The organism is Alcanivorax sp. DSM 26293 (genome assembly GCF_900107995.1).
Lineage (GTDB): Bacteria > Pseudomonadota > Gammaproteobacteria > Pseudomonadales > Alcanivoracaceae > Alcanivorax.
The window spans coordinates 17,267-38,105 of sequence record NZ_FNUM01000013.1; the positions used below are offsets into that span (position 1 = coordinate 17,267).

Here is a 20,839-nt window from a genome sequence, read left to right on the forward strand (position 1 = left end):
AACGAAAGGAGAGCAGGGTGGTCGATTACATCCGCGACGAAGAAGAGCAGGTTGAACGCATCAAGGCCTGGTGGCAGGAAAACGGGACTGCGGCAGTCATCACCGTGGTGCTGGCGGTGGCGGCACTGATCGGCTGGCGCCAGTGGCAGGGCCACCAGGGTGAGCAGGCGGCCGAGGCTTCCACCGAATACCAGGTCATGCTGGAAGCCCTGTCTGCCAATCCCATGGACAAGGCGGTGATCAATGACAAGGCAGACCTGCTGATTGAGGATTTCGGCAGCAGTGCTTATGCGGATTATGCGCGTCTTGCCAAGGCCAGCCTGGCCGTACAGGACGGCGATTACGATACGGCGGTGAGTTTGCTCCAGCCAGTGGCGGATGACGGTGCCACCGATGCGCTGAGTTACACCGCCAGCCTGCGTCTGGCGCGGGTGTTTCTGCAACAGCAGGCCTGGGACAAGGCCGATGCCGAGCTTTCCGGGCGTTTCCCGGACGCCTTCAATGGCATGGCGCTGGAGCTGAGAGGGGATCTGGCCAAGGCTCAGGGCGAGGCAGAGCAGGCCCGTGATCTGTATGCGCAGGCCCTGGATGTCCTGCAGGACGGTGGTGAAAAAGACCGTGTGCAGATGAAACTGGACGACTTGAAAAGCGCTTCCTGATGAAATTTCTTTTCCCCATCGTGCTGGCCGGCCTGGTGCTGGCCGGCTGTAGCTCCAACCCCAATGCCATTGAACCCAATGACCTGCCGGACTTTGAGGCCACTTACAAGGTCAAGCGGCTCTGGAAAGAAGGTGTGGGTGACGGGGTGGAAGACAGCCAGTTGTCCCTGCGCCCGGCGGTGACCGAACAGCAGGTCTTTGCCGGCGATGTGTTCGGCAACGTCTATGCGGTCAGCCGTGATGAGGGCAAGCGCCAGTGGCGGGTGAAGACCGAAGACCGCATTGCCGGTGGTTTTTATGCCGGTTACGGCATGGTGCTCTACGGTACCCGTGAAGGCATGGCAGTGGCCCTGTCCATGGAAACCGGTGAGACCCTCTGGCGCACCCGGTTATCCGGTGAGGCCCTGGCCATCCCGACCAGCGATGGCAGCATTGCGGTTTTCCAGACCCAGGACGGCCATGTAAATGGCCTGGATGCCGAGACCGGGGAACAGATCTGGGACTATGAAACCCCTGTGCCGACCCTGACATTGCGTGGCCTGGCGCAGCCTACCCTGGACAACGGCAAAGTCTATGCCGGCTTCGCCAATGCCAAGCTGGCGGCGCTGGATCTGGAAAATGGCGTTCCCCTCTGGGAACAGCGTATTGCCGAGCCCACCGGGCGTTCCGAACTGGATCGTCTGGTGGATGTGGACGGTAACCTGATCGTGGAAGGCGGCGGTGTGTTTGCGGTGACCTTCCAGGGCAAGGTCGCTGTGGTCGACCAGGAAAACGGTCGTCCGTACTGGGACAAGGAAATGTCCAGCGCCCAGACCATCAGCACCCGCAATGGCAGCCTGTTCGTGGCAGACGACAAGGGCGTGGTGCGCGCAGTGGATATGCGCAGTGGCAGCGTTCTGTGGAAGCAGGACAAGCTCTATGGTCGCCGTCTTACCGGGACCTCCGTGCAAGGCAACCACCTGGCGGTTGGCGATTTCGAGGGCTACCTGCACTGGCTGGATGTGGATGACGGCAGCCTCGTCGCCCGCAAACGCCATGATCGTGATGGCTTTGCCGGCACCGCGGTCAGCTACGACGGTGTGCTCTACGTGCTCAGCTATGATGGCAAACTGGCCGCGTACCAACTGAAAGAACGTTAATCTTTACAGAGGGAGCGGTGCAGTGGCCGCTCCCTCTGTGCCTTCCCCTGTTTTCCTGATTTTCTTCTCTCCGCCTCTATCACCGAATTGCGTTACCATAGCGCCCAGACATCCTTGCAGAGACATCTATGAAACCGGTCATCGCCCTGGTGGGGCGGCCCAATGTGGGCAAATCCACCCTGTTCAACCGACTTACCCGAACCCGTGACGCCCTGGTAGCGGATTACCCGGGCCTGACCCGTGACCGCAAGTACGGTGACGGCAGACTGGGGGACTACCTGTACACCGTGGTGGACACCGGCGGTATCGGCGAGAACGATGATGGCATTGATGCGCCCATGACAGAGCAGTCATTGATGGCGGTGGGGGAGGCGGACCTGGTGTTGTTCCTGGTGGATGGCCGGGCCGGTCTGACCGCCGCCGATGAGCAGATCGCTATGGAGCTGCGCAAGCTGCCCAAGCCCACCTATCTGGTGGTGAACAAGACCGATGGCATCGACCCGGATACGGCCATGGCCGATTTCTACACCCTCGGCCTCAATGAGGTGTTGCCCATCGCAGCTGCCCATGGCCGGGGTGTGCGCAGCATGATCGAAACCGTGCTGGCGGCCTTTCCGGACCTGGAGCCCTATTACGATGAACAGGGCGAACCGGTGGATACCAACGACGGCAGCATTCGTGTGGCCGTGCTGGGCCGACCCAATGTGGGCAAGTCCACCCTGATCAACCGCATGCTGGGGGAAGAGCGTGTGGTGGTCTTCGATCACGCCGGCACCACCCGGGATTCCATCGAGATCCCCTTCGAGCGCATGGACAAGGCCTATACCCTGATCGATACCGCCGGGGTAAGGCGCCGTGGCAAGGTCGCCGAAATGGTGGAAAAATTCTCCGTGATCAAGGCCCTGCAGGCGGTGGACGCGGCCCAGGTGGTGGTGCTGGTGATCGATGCCCGTGAAGGCATCACCGACCAGGATCTGCACCTGCTGGGTTATGTGCTTGATAGTGGCCGTGCCCTGATGATCGCCGTGAATAAATGGGATGGTCTGGATGCGGACCACAAGGAACGGGTGCGCGTGGAGCTGGGACGGCGCCTGGAATTCGCCCCCTGGGTAAAGATCAAGTTTATCTCCGCACTGCATGGCACCGGGGTGGGCGATCTGTGGGGCATGATCGAAAAAGCCTGGGATTCCGCCTTTATCAAGGTGGGTACCAACGAGATGACGCGGATCATGGAAAGCATTACCGCCGGCCATCCGCCGCCGCGTAATGGCCGCTTCCGTGCCAAGCTTCGTTATGCGCATCTGGGCGGCAACAATCCGCCCACCATCATCCTGCACGGCAACCGTACCGAATCATTGCCGATCAGCTACAAGCGTTTTCTGGAGAACCGTTTCCGGGAAGCCTTGAAACTGGACGGCACGCCCATCCGGCTGGAATTCAAATCCGGTTCCAATCCTTTTGAAGGGCGCAAGAACGTACTGACGGATCGCCAGGTGCACAAACGCAAGCGCATGATCAAGCGCTTCAAGAAGTAACCCCGCAGCACGGGGGAGGGGGTCGCATCAAACGTCGGGGATCGTGGGGCAAACATTGGGGGCAAGGTTTGCTGGTGGTGGCCTGTGTGCAGAGCGTGCAGGCCATGGAGCCCATGATGCCACTGGCGGATGCCCCGGCCATGGTGCTGACCCCCGCCCGTCTCAGCCAGCCCCAGTCCGAGGCACCTGCCAGCGTCACGGTCATTGACCGTAATCTGATCGAAGCCAGCGGCGCCCGTGAGCTTTATGAAGTGCTGCGGCTGGTGCCGGGCATGTCAGCCGTCAAAGTGGATGGCAACGTGCCCACGGTGGCCTACCACGGCACCCAGGCCCGGGACTCACGCCGCATGCTGGTGCTGCTGGATGGCCGTAGCCAGTATCAGCCCGGCCTGGCACGGGTGAACTGGAATGACATGCCGGTGGACATCCGTGATGTGGAGCGCATCGAAGTCACCCGCGGGCCCGCCGCCGCCGCCTATGGTGCCAACGCCTTTACCGCGGTCATCAACATCATTACCCGCGATCCCCGTGATATCAGCAAACACACCCTGGCGATACAGGGCGGCAATAACGGCATCCGTGATGGCTATGCCTCCGCTGCCGGCCGCACGGACAGCGGTGCCTGGCGGGCGTCCCTGTCCCGGCGCGCCGATGAGGGTTACGACGAATCCTTTGAAGGCCGCGAGATCAACGACGCCAAGCGGATTGAAACCCTGAATGGGGAATGGGTTCATGAACTGGATGGCCAGAATACCCTGATCCTGCAGGCCGGCGGCAGTCAGAGCCGGCTGGAGCGCCAGCAGGAAGCGGGGGTGCAGGATCTCGGCAGCTACCAGCAGGACCCGGTGCAACAGGGCCAGCGCACCTTTGCCTCCGTGCAGTGGCAACACACCTTCAATCAGTCCCACCAGTTGCAAGTGACCAGCTATGGCCAGTACACCCGGGATGTGACCGATTTTTCCGTGTGCTACCGGGATCCGCTCACCGGCCAGTTCGGGCCGGGCGGGGGCGTGCTGTTTTCCCGGGAGCTGCGCGAGCTGTATCTGGAAAATGATCGGGATGTGGGGGCCACCTTTGCGGCGGCCCAGACGGATCCGGATTTCGCCAACCGCTACGCGACCTTGCAGGCAGCCAATGCACCTTTCTGTGCCGGCAGTGCGCTGGATATCGAGGAAGAACGCTATGACCTGGAAATCCAGGATACCCTGCAGATGGGCGACCGGGTGCGGTTGGTCAGCGGCCTGAATTTGCGCCATGACCGGGTGAGCTCCGACAGCTATCTGTCCGGCACCTACGACAACGTCAGCTACCGCGCTTTCGGTAACCTGGCGGTGGATCTGCTTCGTCCGCTGACCCTGAATCTGGGCGGCTATTGGGAGCGGGATCGCATTTCCGGGCAGCATTTCAGCCCCCGACTGGGGCTGAACTGGCGAGCCGCGCCGGGCCACAGCTTCCGCTATGTATTTTCCAAGGCCCTGCGCACCCCGGATATTTATGAGGACCAGGCGCGGACCAATATTCGGGCCCGCGAGCTGTCGCCGCCTTTTGCGGCCAATACGGAAGCCCTGCTGGGCTGGTCCCCGGCCAATTTCTTTATCACCCAGACCAGCCCTGGCACGCTCAAGCCGGAACGCATTCGCTCCTGGGAGCTGGGATACTATGGGCAGTTCTCCGGCCTGGAGCTGGATGTGCGCTATTTCCAGGAAGCACTCACCGACCTGCTCAGCCATGCCCTCAACCCCTTCGAGTTCGAGCCCAATAACGAAGGCCGTGTGGACCATCAGGGTTCCGAAGCCCAGTTGAGTTGGCGGCCGGGCGTGAACCATTTACTGAGACTGACCGGGGCCCACATCCATACCCGCGTCAACAAGAAGACAGAAGGGCGTCTGGCCGCCCGGGATAGTGCCAGTGCCCTGTGGGCCTGGCAGTTGAGCGACAACTGGGGCCTGTCCAGCGCCTATTATCTCGCCAACGACTACAACGACAATGTGTTCGAGCGTGTGGACCTGCAGGTGCGTTTGCGGCATCGCGTAGGCGGCACGGAGCTGGAATGGAAAGGGGTCGTTCAGCATGCGCTGAACAAGCAGCCCGTGGTCTTCCAGGAAAACCGTTATCAGGAAGACCGTTTCTGGTTGGGACTGGCGGTGAGGATCTAGGGATGAACAGGCAGGGACGCCTCATCCTGTTGGTGTGGCTGGCCTGGCTGGCCCCGTCCCTGTGTGCCCAGACCCTGTTGCCGATTCACGTTCTCGCCGATGAGGGTCCCTTCCGGGATAGTTTTATTCAGGCGCTGGACGCCGCAGCCATACCACCCCTGACCCGGGTGGCGGATCCGCAACAGGCAGAACTACTGATCGCCATCGGTGATCGACAGTTCCGTCGCGCCCAGAAACTGGACAAGCCCTTACTCGGTGTCTACGTGAGCCGCTCGGCAGTTGCCCTGGCTCAGCGCAAGCGTTGCCAGTGTCAGGGCATCTGGGCCGGGGTGGCGTTGCACGATCAGTTAGCCATGCTGGAAGTGATGATGCCCCTGGCCCGGCGGGTGGGAGTCATTGTCGGCCCGGAAAGTGCCTGGACCCCGGGCATGGTTCAGGATTATCAGGGGCGGCTGGGCCTCACCCTGTTGCCCGTGTCGTCGGTTGAAGTGTTGGGGGATCGGCTCCGGGAGCGGCTGGCCGACTTCGACGCCCTGTTACTGCCGGTGGATGGCCAGCTGTTCGGTCCCGATACGGCCAAGCTGATTCTGCTGACCAGCTACCGGTTGCGCCGGCCTGTGTTCGGTCCGGACCAGGCCTATGTCCAGGCGGGCAGTGTGGCCAGTCTGTATGCCAGTGGGGCGGATCTGGTGGCGGAGACGCTGGTGCATCTGCAGTTCTTTCACAGCAGCCGGCGGTTACGCCGCTCCGGCTTTGTTCATACCCCGACCATCGCCGTCAACGAACACGTGGCTAACAGCTTTGACATGGTTTTCCACGACATCGAATCCCTCCGTGACGCCATGGAGGCCTCTCCATGAGAAAAGGCACCGTCAAAAAGGGAGCGGGAATCCGCAAGCAGCTGCAGCTTCTCGGCCTGGTGCCGGCTCTGATCATGTTGCTGCTGTTGCTGGTTGCCCTGACCTGGCAGCGCTTCGAGGATGCGGACCGGGAACTGCGGGAACTGGGCAGTTACCTGGCCCAGCAGATTGCCTCCTCCTCGGAGTACGGGGTGCTGGCAGGCAACTACAATGACCTGCGCCGTCAGGCGCGGCTGGCCATGCAGCAGGCGGACCTGCAGTACGTGGTCTTCCACGATGGCGAGGGCAAGGTGTTGCTCTACGAAGGGCGAGACCAGAAGCAGGATCACAGCGATGTTTTGGAGTTCCACTCCGGCATCTACCGCCAGCCGGTCTCCGACGGTGACCCGCTCCAGGAAAAGGCCGCAGACAGCAATCCCGAGCGGATCGGTGAAGTCGTGCTGGGCATGTCCAGCGCCCGGTTACTGGCGCGGCAGAAAGAAATTTTATTGGCCAGCCTGCTCCCCGCCCTGTTCGCCATCATCATTGGCCTGTGGATCGCCCATTATCTGGCTCGCCAGATCGCCTCCCCCCTGGGGTATCTCTCCGGTTTGCTGCGCACCCTGCGCAATGGCGATTATCAGGTGCGTGGCAGCAGTTATCTGCGCGGCGAGCTGGCCGAGCTGCAGGATGATATCAACGAGCTGGCCGGTAGCCTGGAAGGGGCCCATCGGGAGCAGCAGACGGCCATCGATAAACTGCGCCATGCCCATCGTCAGGCGCAGACGGCCAGCCAGGCCAAGAGCGACTTTCTGGCCATGATGAGCCACGAGCTGCGCACGCCCATGAACGGGGTGCTGGGCATGCTGCAATTGCTGGAAGAAACCGCCCAGAGCGAAGAGCAAAACGAATACACCCGCGCAGCGCTGGAATCCACCGGACATCTGCTGGATGTGATCAACGACATCCTCGATTTTTCCCGCATCGAAGCCGGGCGCATGGATCTGGATCCGGTCTTTTTCGAGCTGTTGCCATTGCTGGAAAATTGTGTGGCCACCTTCCGCTATATGGCGGAGAGCAAGGGGCTGTACCTGCGTCTGGACAATGCGGGGATGCTGGCCGGCAAAATGGTGCGCAGCGACCCCACCCGGTTACGGCAGGTGCTCAACAACCTGATTTCCAATGCGGTGAAATTCACCCAGGAAGGAGGCGTGGCCCTGGAAATCACCGCAGAGCAGATTCGCGATGACTGGCTGGACCTGACCCTGGCGGTACATGACACCGGGATCGGTATCCCCGAGCATCGCCAGAGCGATCTGTTCAAGGCCTTCTCGCAGATTGATTCGTCCACCTCCCGGCGCTTTGGTGGCACCGGCCTGGGGCTGGCCATCGCCCGCCGGCTCAGCGAAATGCTGGGCGGCACCCTGACCGTGAGCAGTGCGGAGGGCGGGGGCAGCACCTTTACCCTGTCGTTGCGCTTGCTCTATCGCAGCCAGGCGCCGGCGCCGCTGGCGGTGCCCGCGCACGAGGAAGACCGCCGCGGCGGGCTGCTGTTCGGCCTGGTGTTGCTGGTGGAGGATAACGAGGTGAATCAGCTGGTGGCGCGGCGTTTGCTGGAACATATGGGCGTCACCGTGGTGACCGCCAGAAACGGGCACGAAGCCCTGGAAAAAGTCCGTCAGCGGGACTTTGACTGCATTCTCATGGATGTGCAGATGCCGGTGATGGATGGCCTGGAAGCCACCCGGGCCTTGCGGCAATGGGAGCGCGAACGGGGGCGGGCGCCGATCCCGGTGGTGGCGCTCACCGCCAATGCCATGGACGAAGAGCGCGACCGCTGCATGGTGGCAGGCATGAACGCCCACCTGGCCAAGCCTTTCCGGCGCCAGCAGCTTACTCGGGTGCTGAGCCCTTATCTGACCCCTGAACACGCTCAACCCGGGCGCTGACCTCGCCGTCCGCCAGGCGGGTGGTGAGCATATCGCCGGCCGCAATCTGCGCAACGGAACGCACCGCCTGTTCGCCCTTGAAGGTAATGCTGTAACCGCGTCCCAGGGTTTCCAGGGGGCTGGCGGTGTGCAGCCGTTTGCCCAGATTGCCCAACTGCAACTGTTGTTGCTGGATAAGACGCAGCAAGGGTTGGGGCAGACGTTTTTCCAGGGTCTGCAGCCGTTGCTGGCGGTCGGCCAGCAACCGTTGTGGAGACTGCCGGACCAGTCGCTGTTGACTGGGCCGCAGGCGGCTCTGCAGCAGTGCCAGCCGTTGTTGCATGTGCCGCTGCAGGCGCCCCTGCAGTTCATCCAGTCGCTGGCTGCTCTGTTCCAGAGAGTGGCGCGGCGAGCGCAGGCGCTGGCTCAGGTGACGCAGCCGTTCCTGGGGCGCGCGCAGCTGCTGGGCCATCACCCAGCGCAGACGCCGGTGCAGGCCGCCCAGCCGTTGTGTGACCACCGACAGGTCCGGGCTCACCAGTTCGGCGGCGGCGGACGGGGTCGGTGCGCGCATATCCGCAGCAAAATCGGTCAGGCCGGTGTCGACCTCATGGCCCACGGCAGAGACGATGGGAATCGCGCAGGCGGCCACGGCCCGGGTCAGGGCCTCATCGTTGAAGGCCCACAGGTCTTCCAGGGAGCCACCACCGCGACCGATGATCAGCACGTCACATTCGTCCCGGCGAACCGCCAGATCCAGTGCCTGGCAAAGTTGGCCCGGGGCATCGTCCCCCTGAACCGCCGCCGGGTAGATCACTACCGGAATGGACGGACAGCGACGTTTGAGTACCTGCAGGATATCGCGGATGGCGGCGCCGCTGGGGGAGGTGATCACGCCGATCTGGCCAGGCCAGGCGGGCAGGGCGCGTTTGTGTTCCTGGGCGAAAAGGCCCTCCGCCTGCAGCTGGGCCTTCAGCGCCTCGAACTGGGCTTTCAGTGCCCCCTGTCCGGCGGGCTCCATGTGCTCCACCACGATCTGGAAGTTGCCGCGGGGCACGTAGAGGGTGACCTTGGCGCGCACCAGCACCTGCTGGCCATTCTGGGGATTAAAGTCGAGCAGCCGGTTGCGATTTCGAAACATGGCCCCATTAATCTGGGCACGCGAATCTTTCAGACTGAAATACCAGTGGCCGGAAGCCGGACGGGAAAAGTTGGACAGTTCTCCCTGCAGCCAGATGAGCGGAAAGGAGCCTTCCAGCAGGCCCTGGGCTTCCAGGTTCAGTCGGCTGATCGATAGCGGTTCGGCGCGGGATGAAAAGGTCATCACGGGAGGGTAGCGATTTTCCTCCGGCCTTGCCAGCGCTCTGATTGTGTACCACGGTGGGTTTGACGTATAATCGCCCGCCTAATTTCCGGGGGTGGCCCAGGGAGTCTCTGGATAGCCCCTTGCGTACTCAGTCTTTCAGGCTGGCTCACAATCTAGGCGCACTTTTGAAGGCAGGCTGGTTGCCTGTCGAGAAAGTGCAACAACGAGTGTGGGCCAGCCTGGAAGACCCGAAGGGCGAGGCCTGAAACGCACATCTGCTGCGCTTTGGCTCTTGAAAAGGGAACCACCCTTCCCGTCGAGCCAAAGCACAACAGCTGCACGCTTCAGGCCACGCTGAGCACGCAAGGGGCTATTCAGAGACTCCCACTGCCGCCTTAACCGGCGGCACCCGGTCCTCCTCCTTAACTCCGGGTGCGCCCGACAGAACCCCAATCAGCGGTTCTGGCCGGGAACCCTCTCACTTCCTACGGTGCAATATGCTCAGAATCGTGCAAGAAGCATTGACGTTCGACGACGTTCTGCTTGTACCCGCCCATTCCAATGTGCTGCCCAAGGATGTGTCCCTGAAATCGAAACTGACCCGGGACATCGCCCTCAATATTCCGCTGGCGTCAGCAGCCATGGATACGGTCACCGAGCACCGCCTGGCTATTACCATGGCTCAGGAAGGGGGCATCGGCATTCTCCATAAAAGCATGGAAATTGCCGACCAGGCCCGTAACGTGCGGATGGTAAAGAAATACGAATCCGGCGTTGTCAAAGATCCGATCACCGTCAGCCCGGACACCACCGTGGCCGAGCTGCTGCGCATCACCGAAGCCAACAAGATCTCCGGTGTGCCGGTCGTGGAAGGCGATCAGGTGGTGGGCATCGTGACCAGCCGTGACACCCGCTTCATCACCAATTACGACCAGTGCGTGAAAGACATCATGACCGGCAAGGACCGGCTGGTGACCGTGCAGGAAGGCGCCGGTGCAGATGAAGTCCAGGCGTTGCTGCACAAACACCGCATCGAAAAAGTGGTGGTGGTGAATGGCAGCGGTGAGCTGCGCGGCATGATTACCGTGAAAGACATCGAAAAAGCGGCCAAATACCCCAACGCCTGCAAGGACTCCCAGGGGCGCCTGCGGGTCGGTGCAGCCGTTGGCACCGGTGCCGGTACCGACGAGCGCGTTGCCGCCCTGGTAGAAGCCGGTGTGGACGTGATCGTGGTGGATACCGCCCACGGTCATTCCCAGGGCGTAATCGACCGGGTGGCCTGGGTGAAGAAGCACTTCCCCGAGGTGCAGGTGATCGGCGGCAACATTGCCACCGCCGCCGCCGCCAAGGATCTGGTTGCCGCCGGTGCGGATGCCGTGAAAGTGGGCATCGGCCCGGGCTCCATCTGTACCACCCGTATCGTGGCCGGTATCGGCGTGCCGCAGATTACGGCCATCTCCGATGTGGCCGAAGCGCTGAAGGGCACCGATGTTCCCTTGATCGCTGACGGCGGCATCCGCTTCTCCGGTGACATTTCCAAGGCCGTTGCCGCCGGCGCCAGCGCCATCATGATCGGCTCCCTGCTGGCCGGCACGGAAGAAGCGCCGGGGGATGTGGAACTGTTCCAGGGCAGCTACTACAAGGCATACCGTGGCATGGGTTCCATGGGCGCCATGTCCGGCTCCACCGGTTCTTCCGACCGCTACTTCCAGGATGCCGCCGCCGGTATCGAGAAGCTGGTGCCGGAAGGCATTGAAGGCCGGGTACCCTACAAGGGCCCCATGAGCGCCATCGTTCACCAGCTGATGGGCGGCCTGCGTGCCTCCATGGGTTACACCGGCTGTGCCACCATCGAAGAGATGCGCACCAAGCCGGAATTCGTGAAAGTCACCAACGCGGGCATGAAGGAATCCCACGTGCACGATGTGACCATCACGAAAGAGGCGCCGAACTACCCGGTGGGCTGAAGTCCATCACGCTTCGAGATGTTTTATTGATTCAGGGCCGGCGCTGCCGGCCCTTGTATTTACAGCCTGCCAGCCAGGCGCCAGCGGAAAGCGAGCCATGAAAGATATCCATGCCCAGCGCATCCTGATTCTGGACTTCGGTTCCCAATACACCCAGCTGATTGCCCGCCGGGTGCGGGAAATCGGCGTGTACTGCGAAATCCGGGCCTTCGACATGACCGCCGAGGAGATCCGCGAATTCGCGCCCAAGGGCATTATCCTGTCCGGTGGCCCGGAATCCGTCACCGCCGCAGAAACCCCCCGTGCCCCGGAAGCGGTGTTCGAGGCCGGAATCCCGGTGCTGGGCATCTGCTACGGCATGCAGACCATGGCCGAGCAACTGGGCGGCAAGGTGATTGCCGGTGAAAAGCATGAATTCGGCTACGCGCGCGTGGAAAAGGCGGAAAAGAATCGCCTGCTGGACGGCATTGTCGATCACGAAGAACAGGGCAAGGAATACCTGGATGTGTGGATGAGCCACGGTGACCGTGTTGGCGAAATGCCGACCGGGTTCGTCACTACCGCCACCACCGGCAGCTGCCCCATCGCTGGCATGGCCAACGACGAAAAACGCTTCTATGGCATCCAGTTCCACCCGGAAGTGACTCACACCCTGCAGGGCGGTCGTCTGCTGGAACGCTTCGTGCGTGAACTGTGCGACTGTGAAGCCCTGTGGACCCCGAGCAACATCATCAACGATGCCATAGACACCATCCGCGAGCAGGTGGGCACCGATGAAGTGATCCTGGGCCTGTCCGGCGGGGTGGATTCCTCCGTGGTGGCGGCGCTGTTGCACAAGGCCATTGGCGACCAGCTCACCTGCGTGTTCGTGGACAACGGCCTGCTGCGTCACCAGGAAGGTGACCAGGTCATGGAAATGTTCGCCGACAACATGGGCGTGAAAGTGATCCGCGTGGACGCGGAAGACAACTTCCTGGGCAAGCTGGCCGGCGAAGCGGACCCGGAAAAGAAGCGCAAGATCATCGGTAACACCTTCATCGACATCTTCGACGAGGAAGCCGGCAAGCTGAAGAACGCCAACTGGCTGGCCCAGGGCACCATCTACCCGGATGTGATCGAATCCGCCGCCAGCAAGACCGGTGGCGCCCATGTGATCAAGAGCCACCACAACGTGGGCGGCCTGCCGGAAGACATGAAGCTCAAGCTGGTGGAACCCCTGCGTGAACTGTTCAAGGACGAAGTGCGCAAGATTGGCCTGGAGCTGGGGCTGCCCTATGACATGGTCTACCGCCACCCCTTCCCGGGGCCGGGCCTGGGCGTGCGTATCCTGGGTGAAGTGAAAAAGGAATACGCCGACACCCTGCGCCTGGCTGACCATATCTTCATTGAAGAGCTGCGCGCTGCCGGCCTGTATCACAAGACCAGCCAGGCGTTTGCCGTGTTCCTGCCGGTCAAGTCCGTGGGCGTGGTGGGCGATGCCCGTCGCTACGAATACGTGGTGGCCCTGCGCGCGGTGGAAACCATCGACTTCATGACCGCTCGCTGGGCGCATCTGCCCTATGAGTTCCTGGAGCTGGTCTCCAGCCGGATTATCAACGAGATTCCCGGCATCAGCCGCGTCACCTACGACATCTCGTCCAAGCCACCGGCCACGATTGAGTGGGAATGATTCCCTGTCTGGCACTGACTGGCACTCAATAGCATAAAGTCCTACCTAAGCCCATGTAATCATGGGCTTTTTTGTTTTTCTGTCTGGCATTGTCAGGCATCTTCTGGCCACCCCAAGCACATTTTTTTCATGGCATTAATGTTGGTACTATCAGGCCTCAATGCCATGACAAGGCCTTGATACCATGCAGTGTTTTTTCTGGTTTCCATGGTATTGATTGGCCTTAACCGCCTGTTTATATTGGATTATTCGCCTTTTCCTCAGTGGTTTTCGAGCATGGTATCAAAACTGATGAAGAGCAGGACGAATGCTGACCGATACCAAGCTGCGTAATCTCAAGCCCAGGGACCGACTCTACAAGGTGAATGACCGCGATGGACTCTATGTGGCCGTCACCAAGGCGGGATCCATCTCTTTTCGTTACAACTACTCCATCAACGGCAGGCAGGAAACCATCACCTTTGGCCGCTATGGCGTCGGTGGTATCACGTTGGCCGAAGCGCGCGAGCGGCTTCATGAAGCCAAGAAGATGGTGGCAGACGGCAAATCTCCTGCGAAAGAAAAGGCCCGTGACAAAGCGCGGGTAAAGGGCGCGGAAACGTTTGATGCGTGGGCTCAAAAATGGCTGCGCGGCTACCAAATGGCTGACTCGACCCGAGATATGCGCCGCTCTGTTTACGAGCGTGAGCTCAAGCCAAAATTCGGTACCTGGAAGCTGGCAGAGATTACTCACGAGGACTTGCGGGCGCTGGTAGACGCTATTGTTGAGCGAGGGGCGCCGGCAACAGCTGTTCATGCACGTGAAATCGTGCTGCAGGTCTTTCGCTGGGCTATTGAGCGTGGCCAGAAGGTGGATAACCCCGCAAAGTTGGTACGCTCATCATCCATCGCAAAATTCGAGCCACGAGACCGAGCGCTAACGCCTGATGAGATCGGTTTGATGTACCAGTATTTGGAGCGGGTCGGTACAAGTCCGGCGTATCGGGCTGCGGCCAAGCTGCTTTTGCTGACGATGGTGCGTAAAAGCGAGCTGACGAATGCTACCTGGAGGGAGATCAACTTCAGCGAGGCTCTTTGGACAATCCCCAAAGAGCGAATGAAGCGGCGTAACCCGCACCTGGTGTTCCTGTCCCGGCAGGCACTGGATATTTTCATTGCGCTAAAGACCTTTGCGGGAGGCTCAGACTATGTGCTGCCGTCACGGTATGAGCCAGATACCCCGATGAGGGGGGCTACGCTCAACAAGATTCTGACGATGACCTATGAGGCGGCGCAAAAAGATGGGAAGTCGCTTTCCAAGTTTGGACCGCATGATCTGCGTCGGACAGCCAGCACACTGTTGCATGAGGCTGGTTACAACACCGACTGGATTGAAAAGAGCCTTGCGCATGAGCAGAAGGGGGTCAGAGCAATCTATAACAAGGCCGAGTACCGCGAACAGCGTACTGAAATGCTGCAGGACTGGGCGGATATGATTGATGAATGGACATTGCGCGAGCATAAAGGATAGCAGCGTAAGCAGGTGGGGGCGATGGGATGAGTGAGGAACGGAAGAAAGCGATTGTTTCCTTATTACAGGATATGGAGGCAATAGCTGCCCGAATGCGTGAGCTGATCGTCAATATGCCTCCGCATGATTTGCTGGGCTATGTTTTCGCCCAAAGAATGATGAAAGCGATTGCAGAGCAAGGCGCCACCCAAGAGCAATGCGCAGTAGAAGCCCCATATGATCTGACTGACGATTACCAGTTCTTGCTGGAGTATGTGCATGCGGTACTCGCGTCAGATGTCGAGCCCGCAGACATGGAATTTGACGAAGCCAAGTGTGCCGAGCTTTTTGAGATTAGCCGTGAACTGCGAGAGAAAGCCATGTTATTTGCCGTGGCTACGTCTGCGTCTACCAAAGACGGCATCTTTGGCCCTGATACTGCTGATATCGAATTTCGTGCGAAGTCCACTTGGGTAATGATACGCGGGAATCGCTATCAAGTTTTGGAAGGGGAGTTTTACCGCTATGTCCTTGCGCCCCACGATGATGTGCTGAATGAAGTGTACGGCGTTGCCGCTAGCGATATAGCGAAAGGCTTTCAAGCCATGGCCGATGCTACTCGCTCCGGGCATGCCAGTGCCGTTACGGAGGTTATGAAGCAGTATGAAGCGGCTCAGGCTTTCTCTGAGGAGCAAGGCAAGCCGTTGGAAGATGTCATGGGGCAATGGGGTGAGTCTAATGCAGAGCAGTTGAAAGCGGCTGGCTGGGCCATAGATGACATGCTTCGCGGCGGTGTTGCCAATGTAAGTCGTCACACTGAATTGCCGCCGATGTTGCTAGCGGACTTAGCGTACCAGCGTGGGGAAGAGGTCGAGTTCTTTGCTGCTGGCGAGTTTTCGGGAACCCCCTACCGAACGCTGCCTGTTCGAAAAAAGCCTCTGATCCAGCTTGGATCCGACTACTACGCCATCGATCCATGCTTTGCCCGAGATGCGGGGTATCGTGCTCTTCTCTATAACCTGCTTCAGCGAAAACCAGATTACAAAGAAGCCTTTAAAATTCGACAAAAAGAGATGAGTGAAGCTGCCTTTGCTGACATTTTATCCTCTCAGCTTCCTGGTGCCTTAGTTATTCAGGAAGTGTACTACAAGGATCCGGTCAGTAAGCAGTGGGCTGAAAACGACACCCTCATCATGCTTGATGACGTACTATTTTTAGTTGAAGCCAAGGCCGGTGCGGCAGCTACAATTGCATCGCCGGCGCTTGATTTTGGTCGACATGCTCAATCCGTTCAGGACTTGGTTGTTAAAGCTTACAAACAGTGTGAGCGATTCTTTAATTACCTGGATTCGGCGGATGAAGTACCGCTTTATCACTTGGTTGATGGTAAATATGAAGAGTGTTGCCGTGTTCGACGTTCCGACTACCGTGTAATGGTGCCGGTCGGCCTGACAGTTGAGTCGTTCTCTCCATTTTCCGCTTACTGTAAGGAGCTTCCTCAAATTGAGCCGTTGCTAGGTAAGCATGCCTTCGTTTCGATGTCTGTCGATGACTTGTTTGTGCTCAAGCGGTTCCTGCCAACACCTGGCGAGTTCGCCCATTACATGGAGGTACGGCAAGCCGTCGCGGGGATGCGAGGGGCTCACCTCTTCGATGAATTTGACCATCTGGGTGCGTATCTTAAGAAAAACCGATTCGATCAGACGATTGCTGAGCAGCTGAAGGGCGGAGAGGTAAACATGCTTCTCATGGATAGGATGAGCGATATCGTCGACAGGAGCTTCGAGGGTGAGGATTGGGAAAGCGAGCCGCTTCCAACACAAGATTTCCCAGGCGAAGTGCTGAAGTTGCTTGGCGCGCTCGATTCTACCCGAGGGAGAGGGTGGCTTGCGGTGGAGAGCCACATTCGTGATCTAGGAGAGGATGCTCGTGGTAATCTTGCGAGCCTGCTTTCTGACCTTCGCCAAACCCTAGATCAACATCCTGCGCGCTATTTTCTCTTATTCGGGGATGGTAGGCCGCTTTTTGTGTGGCTTCAGCAGCATGGTAAGGAAATTGACTGGGTTAAGGCGGGGAACAAGGCCAGTGCCGCTGCTCTGGCCGCTGAGGCTTCCAGTCTCACCGGCGTCCTGGTAGAAGTTGGTGTTGATGGTGCTTATCAGCGTGCTGAGTCTTTCGCGGTACAAGTGCCAACTGGGCGAACGGAAGACAACTCGCATATCTATGAAGACGCTGCGCGAATGGCTCGCTCTGGGCGCTCTGTCAATTTTGACCGGCAACAAGGTGCTATCTCTGCGGTCGATAGTAAAAAGGTTGGCAGGAATGTCCCATGTCCCTGCGGAAGCGGCGTGAAGTACAAAAAGTGTCATGGCAGGTAGACCAGAATATACGGATGTGCCACGTTAATTTTAGCCGCTAAAATTCCAGGTAATGTTCCCTTAGCTCTATAAGATGAATTCCTTTGGGATGCTGGCTAGGGCTTTAGATACAGCTTGCCGTGTCATTGGCTGCGCTTTGCCATTTTGTACACGCTGCCCTATTTCGGTCTGGCTGAGCCCTGACTTTCTGAGAACCAGCATTTTTTTCTTGGTGTCCGATAGTTTAGCGTCCACCATCCGGCGGGCTAGGTGGCGCAGTTCAGCTTTATCTGCGGGCTGTAAGGTGAGTCGCTGCATGAGTTGGTAGAAGAAGCTACCAATCAACTTGTCTCCCGACATTGTAAGAATCCTGGACCGATTAGCGCACTGCTGGTTCAGTCTGTCGAGCTCAATGTGAAATTGTGCGCTTGAGCGCTTTGCCTTCCTGTAAGCAAGGTTCCACTCGCCATTTAATAGCTTGGGCCTATGTTTAGAGCAATACTGGTGGCTGAGTGCGAGTTTGTTATGGTCTTCTAGTTCCACGTCATTGATACGCTGGTTTGCCACGGTGACCATGAAATCTGCGAATTCTGTGAGGCTTCCGCAGAGTTCGCAGAAACCGTGCTTTCGTTGGTCATTAAGGTTGACGCCTTTTGTAGACGTAGTTCTTTTTGGGCGTTTGAGGGAACAGTCCCAAACCAAGCCAATCAGGGATTCTAGTGTCGCAATAAAGCACTGGTCTGTGCGGGACTGTCTATCTGCCGTTTTGATGAACTGGCGTAGCAGCTGGCGCTGCATTCTCACCATGCCATCAAGTCCCACCATTCTGATGATTTCACTGAGCTTTACCCCCGTTCCTGCGCCTGGAAGATAACCAGAATAGCTTTCTGGGAGGGTTTGTATGTACTCATCGATGGGCTGATCCATCACATCTTTGATTAGCCTAATGATGGGGTAGCGTCGGGATGATACAGAGTATGGTTGCCAGCGTTCCTCAAATCGCTGGATGGCTTTTGAGACGCTAGGGGAGCAGCCTTCCCATATAATGATTTTCGGCGTGTTTTTCATGTCAACCATTTTAGACAATAAATGGGCTTATTCAAGCGGCATTGCTGGGCACCATAAAGCTCTCATAAGTAAGTGGAGGCAGAAGAATGCAAGCAATGGCCAGCAAGACGCTCATTAATAAAAAAACGCTCTTACAGATCATTCCGCTGTCGCCAAGAACAATTTTCAATATGGAACAGCGAGGCGAGTTCCCGCGTCGCATTGCTCTGACCAGCAGAAACGTTGCGTGGGATTTGGCCGAGGTCGAGGAATGGATTGAGGAACGCAAGTCTTCGGGCCTACAAGCTAGACGACCCGGCAGATCATAGAGGGTTGATCTAATGACCCTAATGCCGGATCGGAACCGGCAAGGCGACTTCTTTGTAGCCGATATACTGGACGTAGTCCCTAAAGATGACATGGCTAGCATGGAGCACCCGTTGTTCGCCTTGAAGGCCGGTGACAAGCGCATTCGTAATTACGAACGAAACGGTAACACTGCCACTGTGCTTCCTGGAGCAACTGGACGCGCGACTATCCACGACAAAGATCTGTGGATCTATTGTATCAGCCAGGTGGTGGAAGCGAAGAATCGGGGTCGAGAAATCTCGCGTACAGTTCGCTTTGTCATGTATGACTTTCTGACCGTTACTAACCGGCCAACATCAGGCATCGGCTACCAGCGGGCTACAGACATGCTGCGTCGGCTCAGTGGTACGCGTATTGAAACCAATATAAAGACAAATGGCCGGTGCGAGCGGCGCGGCTTTGGGCTGGTCGATTCTTGGCGAGTCGTGGAAAAGTCACCAAATGATAACCGCATGGTTGCAGTGGAGGTGACGTTGCCTGACTGGTTGTTCCGGTCGGTCGAGGCCATGCAGGTGTTAACTTTGAGTCGCGATTACTTCCGGCTACGCAAGGCGCTTGATCGCCGTATCTATGAATTGGCTCGTAAACACTGCGGAAACCAACCGCATTGGCGAGTGAGGTTAGTCACGCTCTTGGAGAAAAGCGGCAGCACAGCTTCACTCCGAGAGTTTCGCAGGGGCATCAAGGTCTTAGCCGAAAGCGGAGCCTTGCCCGGTTATCTCATGGCCTACGATGCCGAGCGAGACCTGGTAACGTTTTATGCCGATGGCCCCGAGGGCAAGCGGGCCGAGATCAATGACATACTGGATGGACGGCCCCATGCCCCGGTCATCGCTCACCAAGCCCAACACAAACGCAGGCAAGCAAAACGCAAGCGTGTGTGAAGGTACGTGTCTTTTGGTTCTTGTGGATAACCGGTCGGCCTGTGAATTGGCATGTACTTTCACACACGCTCACGCTGTGAATTGGCTTGTACGATCACACACACCCACCTTCGTACTTTCACACACAAGCGCTTTTTGGAAACCTAGTAACGACAAGGGCTGTATGGGCGACTGCTGCACCGTAACGCGCGCGCGATTTAACTTAAATATATTCTTTAACGCTTGGCGGCCAGTTAATGGGATGCCGCGTATCGTCAACGTCCTTTGCACCCACCCTCCGCTCGTTCCTCGCTTCGCCTGGCCTGTGGCAGCCTGATAATGCGCGGCCCAAGGCCGCAAAGGCTCTTTTTTCAGCGCCGTCGGCGCGGAGGTGTCGCTACCACATGGTGATGGAGAAAGTGCAGGAGAAAGGATTGAAGGCCGTTTGAAGAAGGTTAATCGGTAAGAGGTGCTTTCGAGGCTGCTAAATCGGTAGCAGAGTTTGATATCATAACCAGGGCAGAGGCTAGGTTTTCGGCTTCGGCCTGTTTCTTTATGCCTGTCTTGCGTCTCTCCGGGCTTTGCGCTGGCGAAGCTGGGCCTTGGCCCATTCTCCGTCCTGCTTCATCTCGCGCCGCAGCGATTCTATCTCTGATGTGTTCAACGGATTGAGCTGCTTTGAGGCGTCCTGCTTCGCCTTGGGTGAGTATATCAACGCCATAGCCAAACCCCTGTCTTCAGTATTCATTCATCGACGTGCTATAGATGTAAATTTTGCGGACTTGGATGAATGCTGTTTTGTCGCTATCGGACCGCTTTTTTGCCGCTTCCGTAAGCCTATATTTATCCGATTTCCCGCTGATAACGCTATTTTCTCGCTGTTATCCCGTGATTTTCCTTTAACTAAGCCTAGCAGCATCGAATAAGCGAGGAAATAGCGACCCTTGCTTGAGGCGTGCAACACTCAACCTTGGAGTAAAAGTGTTTTAAACAAGGGCAGGACAGGTGAAGTAGGCCTACCGGGACAAGCCCGGTAACCTATTTCACAATTCTTATTCGCAACAAGTGCTCAACGTGTCCTGCTCTGCGAGGCAAGCGGCTACCGCCGCAAAGGAAAAGACATGACTGCATCCGTTACGCGGAAGGGAACAACACCAATCAAAGTGTGGGTTCTGCCTGATGAAAAAGAAGCCATTACGCAGAAGGCAAAAGCCGCTGGTTTAAGTGCTTCGGCCTACCTGCGGAACGTGGGGATGGGTACGCCAGTGACGGGGGTTGCTGACCAGGAGGCTGTCTTGGATTTGGTGAAGATCAATGCCGACCTTGGGCGACTTGGGGGGCTGCTGAAAATGTGGCTGACCAATGACGAGAAGCTAGACCTTGAGGGGTATGAACAGGCCGGCCTGGAGGCAGCTATTGTGGAAGCGATGCGAGAGATTAAGGCTTCCCAGGCCCTATTGTTTCAGAAGGCGTCCGAGCTGTGATTTTAGCGTCTGAGTCAGCCATGAGAAATTGA

15 protein-coding genes are annotated in these 20,839 nt (G+C 58.3%); 13 read left to right on the forward strand and 2 right to left on the reverse strand.

Annotated elements, in window-relative coordinates:
* The first annotated feature begins 17 nt into the window (after positions 1–17).
* The 6 genes from C4S63_RS16635 to C4S63_RS16660 all read left to right on the forward strand — a co-directional run bounded on the left by C4S63_RS16635 (position 18) and on the right by C4S63_RS16660 (position 8,277).
* Positions 18–659: a tetratricopeptide repeat protein gene (locus tag C4S63_RS16635; RefSeq protein ID WP_235000062.1), complete on the forward strand. Its 642-nt coding sequence runs from the start codon at positions 18–20 to the stop codon at positions 657–659.
* Positions 659–1,798 (forward strand): outer membrane protein assembly factor BamB, encoded by a 1,140-nt coding sequence (gene bamB, locus C4S63_RS16640; protein ID WP_062817384.1) that lies wholly within the window; start codon positions 659–661, stop codon positions 1,796–1,798. Before C4S63_RS16635 ends, bamB begins: the two co-directional genes overlap by 1 nt.
* Positions 1,799–1,926: 128 nt before the next feature.
* Entirely contained in the window at positions 1,927–3,333 is a 1,407-nt protein-coding gene (gene der / locus C4S63_RS16645) for a ribosome biogenesis GTPase Der (RefSeq protein WP_062817383.1), read from the forward strand.
* A gap of 86 nt (positions 3,334–3,419) precedes the next feature.
* Positions 3,420–5,489, forward strand: a complete 2,070-nt coding sequence (locus tag C4S63_RS16650; RefSeq protein ID WP_235000063.1) for a TonB-dependent siderophore receptor — start codon at positions 3,420–3,422, stop codon at positions 5,487–5,489.
* Positions 5,490–5,491: 2 nt separating this feature from the next.
* Positions 5,492–6,349 (forward strand): hypothetical protein, encoded by an 858-nt coding sequence (locus C4S63_RS16655; protein WP_235000064.1) that lies wholly within the window; start codon positions 5,492–5,494, stop codon positions 6,347–6,349.
* Positions 6,346–8,277, forward strand: a complete 1,932-nt coding sequence (locus C4S63_RS16660) for an ATP-binding protein (RefSeq protein WP_103918229.1) — start codon at positions 6,346–6,348, stop codon at positions 8,275–8,277. Before C4S63_RS16655 ends, C4S63_RS16660 begins: the two co-directional genes overlap by 4 nt.
* Here C4S63_RS16660 and xseA read toward each other — a convergent pair.
* Complete coding sequence (gene xseA, locus C4S63_RS16665) at positions 8,222–9,580, reverse strand: exodeoxyribonuclease VII large subunit (protein ID WP_103918230.1); 1,359 nt, start codon at positions 9,578–9,580, stop codon at positions 8,222–8,224. The genes C4S63_RS16660 and xseA overlap by 56 nt on opposite strands.
* Positions 9,581–10,059: 479 nt before the next feature.
* Between xseA and guaB the strand changes: the two genes are divergently transcribed.
* From guaB to C4S63_RS16685, 4 genes are all read left to right on the forward strand, one after another.
* Positions 10,060–11,529, forward strand: coding sequence for an IMP dehydrogenase (gene guaB / locus C4S63_RS16670; RefSeq protein ID WP_062817379.1), 1,470 nt, complete (start codon positions 10,060–10,062; stop codon positions 11,527–11,529).
* A 97-nt stretch (positions 11,530–11,626) separates the two neighbouring features.
* The gene (gene guaA / locus C4S63_RS16675) at positions 11,627–13,198 is read left to right on the forward strand and encodes a glutamine-hydrolyzing GMP synthase (RefSeq protein ID WP_103918231.1); all 1,572 of its coding nucleotides are present in this window, start codon (positions 11,627–11,629) and stop codon (positions 13,196–13,198) included.
* Between the two features lie 307 nt (positions 13,199–13,505).
* Positions 13,506–14,708: a site-specific integrase gene (locus C4S63_RS16680; protein WP_103918232.1), complete on the forward strand. Its 1,203-nt coding sequence runs from the start codon at positions 13,506–13,508 to the stop codon at positions 14,706–14,708.
* Positions 14,709–14,734: 26 nt separating this feature from the next.
* Positions 14,735–17,065, forward strand: coding sequence for a YecA family protein (locus C4S63_RS16685; RefSeq protein ID WP_103918233.1), 2,331 nt, complete (start codon positions 14,735–14,737; stop codon positions 17,063–17,065).
* Between the two features lie 66 nt (positions 17,066–17,131).
* Here the strand turns inward: C4S63_RS16685 and C4S63_RS16690 are convergent, their stop codons facing one another.
* On the reverse strand, positions 17,132–18,112 hold the full coding sequence (locus C4S63_RS16690; RefSeq protein WP_200819558.1) for a hypothetical protein: 981 nt from the start codon (positions 18,110–18,112) through the stop codon (positions 17,132–17,134).
* A gap of 86 nt (positions 18,113–18,198) precedes the next feature.
* Here C4S63_RS16690 and C4S63_RS16695 point away from each other — a divergent pair, with 86 nt between their 5' ends.
* The 3 genes from C4S63_RS16695 (at position 18,199) to C4S63_RS16705 (ending at position 20,807) form a co-directional block, all read left to right on the forward strand.
* Positions 18,199–18,420 carry an AlpA family transcriptional regulator gene (locus C4S63_RS16695; protein ID WP_103918235.1) on the forward strand — a complete coding sequence of 74 codons (222 nt, stop codon included), beginning with the start codon at positions 18,199–18,201 and terminating at the stop codon, positions 18,418–18,420.
* A 12-nt stretch (positions 18,421–18,432) separates the two neighbouring features.
* Entirely contained in the window at positions 18,433–19,344 is a 912-nt protein-coding gene (locus tag C4S63_RS16700) for a replication initiator protein A (protein WP_103918236.1), read from the forward strand.
* A gap of 1,100 nt (positions 19,345–20,444) precedes the next feature.
* Complete coding sequence (locus C4S63_RS16705) at positions 20,445–20,807, forward strand: conjugal transfer protein TraJ (RefSeq protein WP_103918237.1); 363 nt, start codon at positions 20,445–20,447, stop codon at positions 20,805–20,807.
* Positions 20,808–20,839: the final 32 nt, after the last annotated feature.

What these genes read in the sequence shown, in the direction of transcription:
- bamB (WP_062817384.1), top strand. Translation starts at nt 659, where the DNA reads ATGAAATTTCTTTTCCCCATCGTGCTGGCCGGCCTGGTGCTGGCCGGC.
- der (WP_062817383.1), top strand. Translation starts at nt 1,927, where the DNA reads ATGAAACCGGTCATCGCCCTGGTGGGGCGGCCCAATGTGGGCAAATCC.
- C4S63_RS16655 (WP_235000064.1), top strand. Translation starts at nt 5,492, where the DNA reads ATGAACAGGCAGGGACGCCTCATCCTGTTGGTGTGGCTGGCCTGGCTG.
- C4S63_RS16660 (WP_103918229.1), top strand. Translation starts at nt 6,346, where the DNA reads ATGAGAAAAGGCACCGTCAAAAAGGGAGCGGGAATCCGCAAGCAGCTG.
- xseA (WP_103918230.1), bottom strand. Translation starts at nt 9,580, where the DNA reads ATGACCTTTTCATCCCGCGCCGAACCGCTATCGATCAGCCGACTGAAC.
- guaB (WP_062817379.1), top strand. Translation starts at nt 10,060, where the DNA reads ATGCTCAGAATCGTGCAAGAAGCATTGACGTTCGACGACGTTCTGCTT.
- guaA (WP_103918231.1), top strand. Translation starts at nt 11,627, where the DNA reads ATGAAAGATATCCATGCCCAGCGCATCCTGATTCTGGACTTCGGTTCC.
- C4S63_RS16680 (WP_103918232.1), top strand. Translation starts at nt 13,506, where the DNA reads ATGCTGACCGATACCAAGCTGCGTAATCTCAAGCCCAGGGACCGACTC.
- C4S63_RS16685 (WP_103918233.1), top strand. Translation starts at nt 14,735, where the DNA reads ATGAGTGAGGAACGGAAGAAAGCGATTGTTTCCTTATTACAGGATATG.
- C4S63_RS16690 (WP_200819558.1), bottom strand. Translation starts at nt 18,112, where the DNA reads ATGAAAAACACGCCGAAAATCATTATATGGGAAGGCTGCTCCCCTAGC.
- C4S63_RS16695 (WP_103918235.1), top strand. Translation starts at nt 18,199, where the DNA reads ATGCAAGCAATGGCCAGCAAGACGCTCATTAATAAAAAAACGCTCTTA.
- C4S63_RS16700 (WP_103918236.1), top strand. Translation starts at nt 18,433, where the DNA reads ATGACCCTAATGCCGGATCGGAACCGGCAAGGCGACTTCTTTGTAGCC.
- C4S63_RS16705 (WP_103918237.1), top strand. Translation starts at nt 20,445, where the DNA reads ATGACTGCATCCGTTACGCGGAAGGGAACAACACCAATCAAAGTGTGG.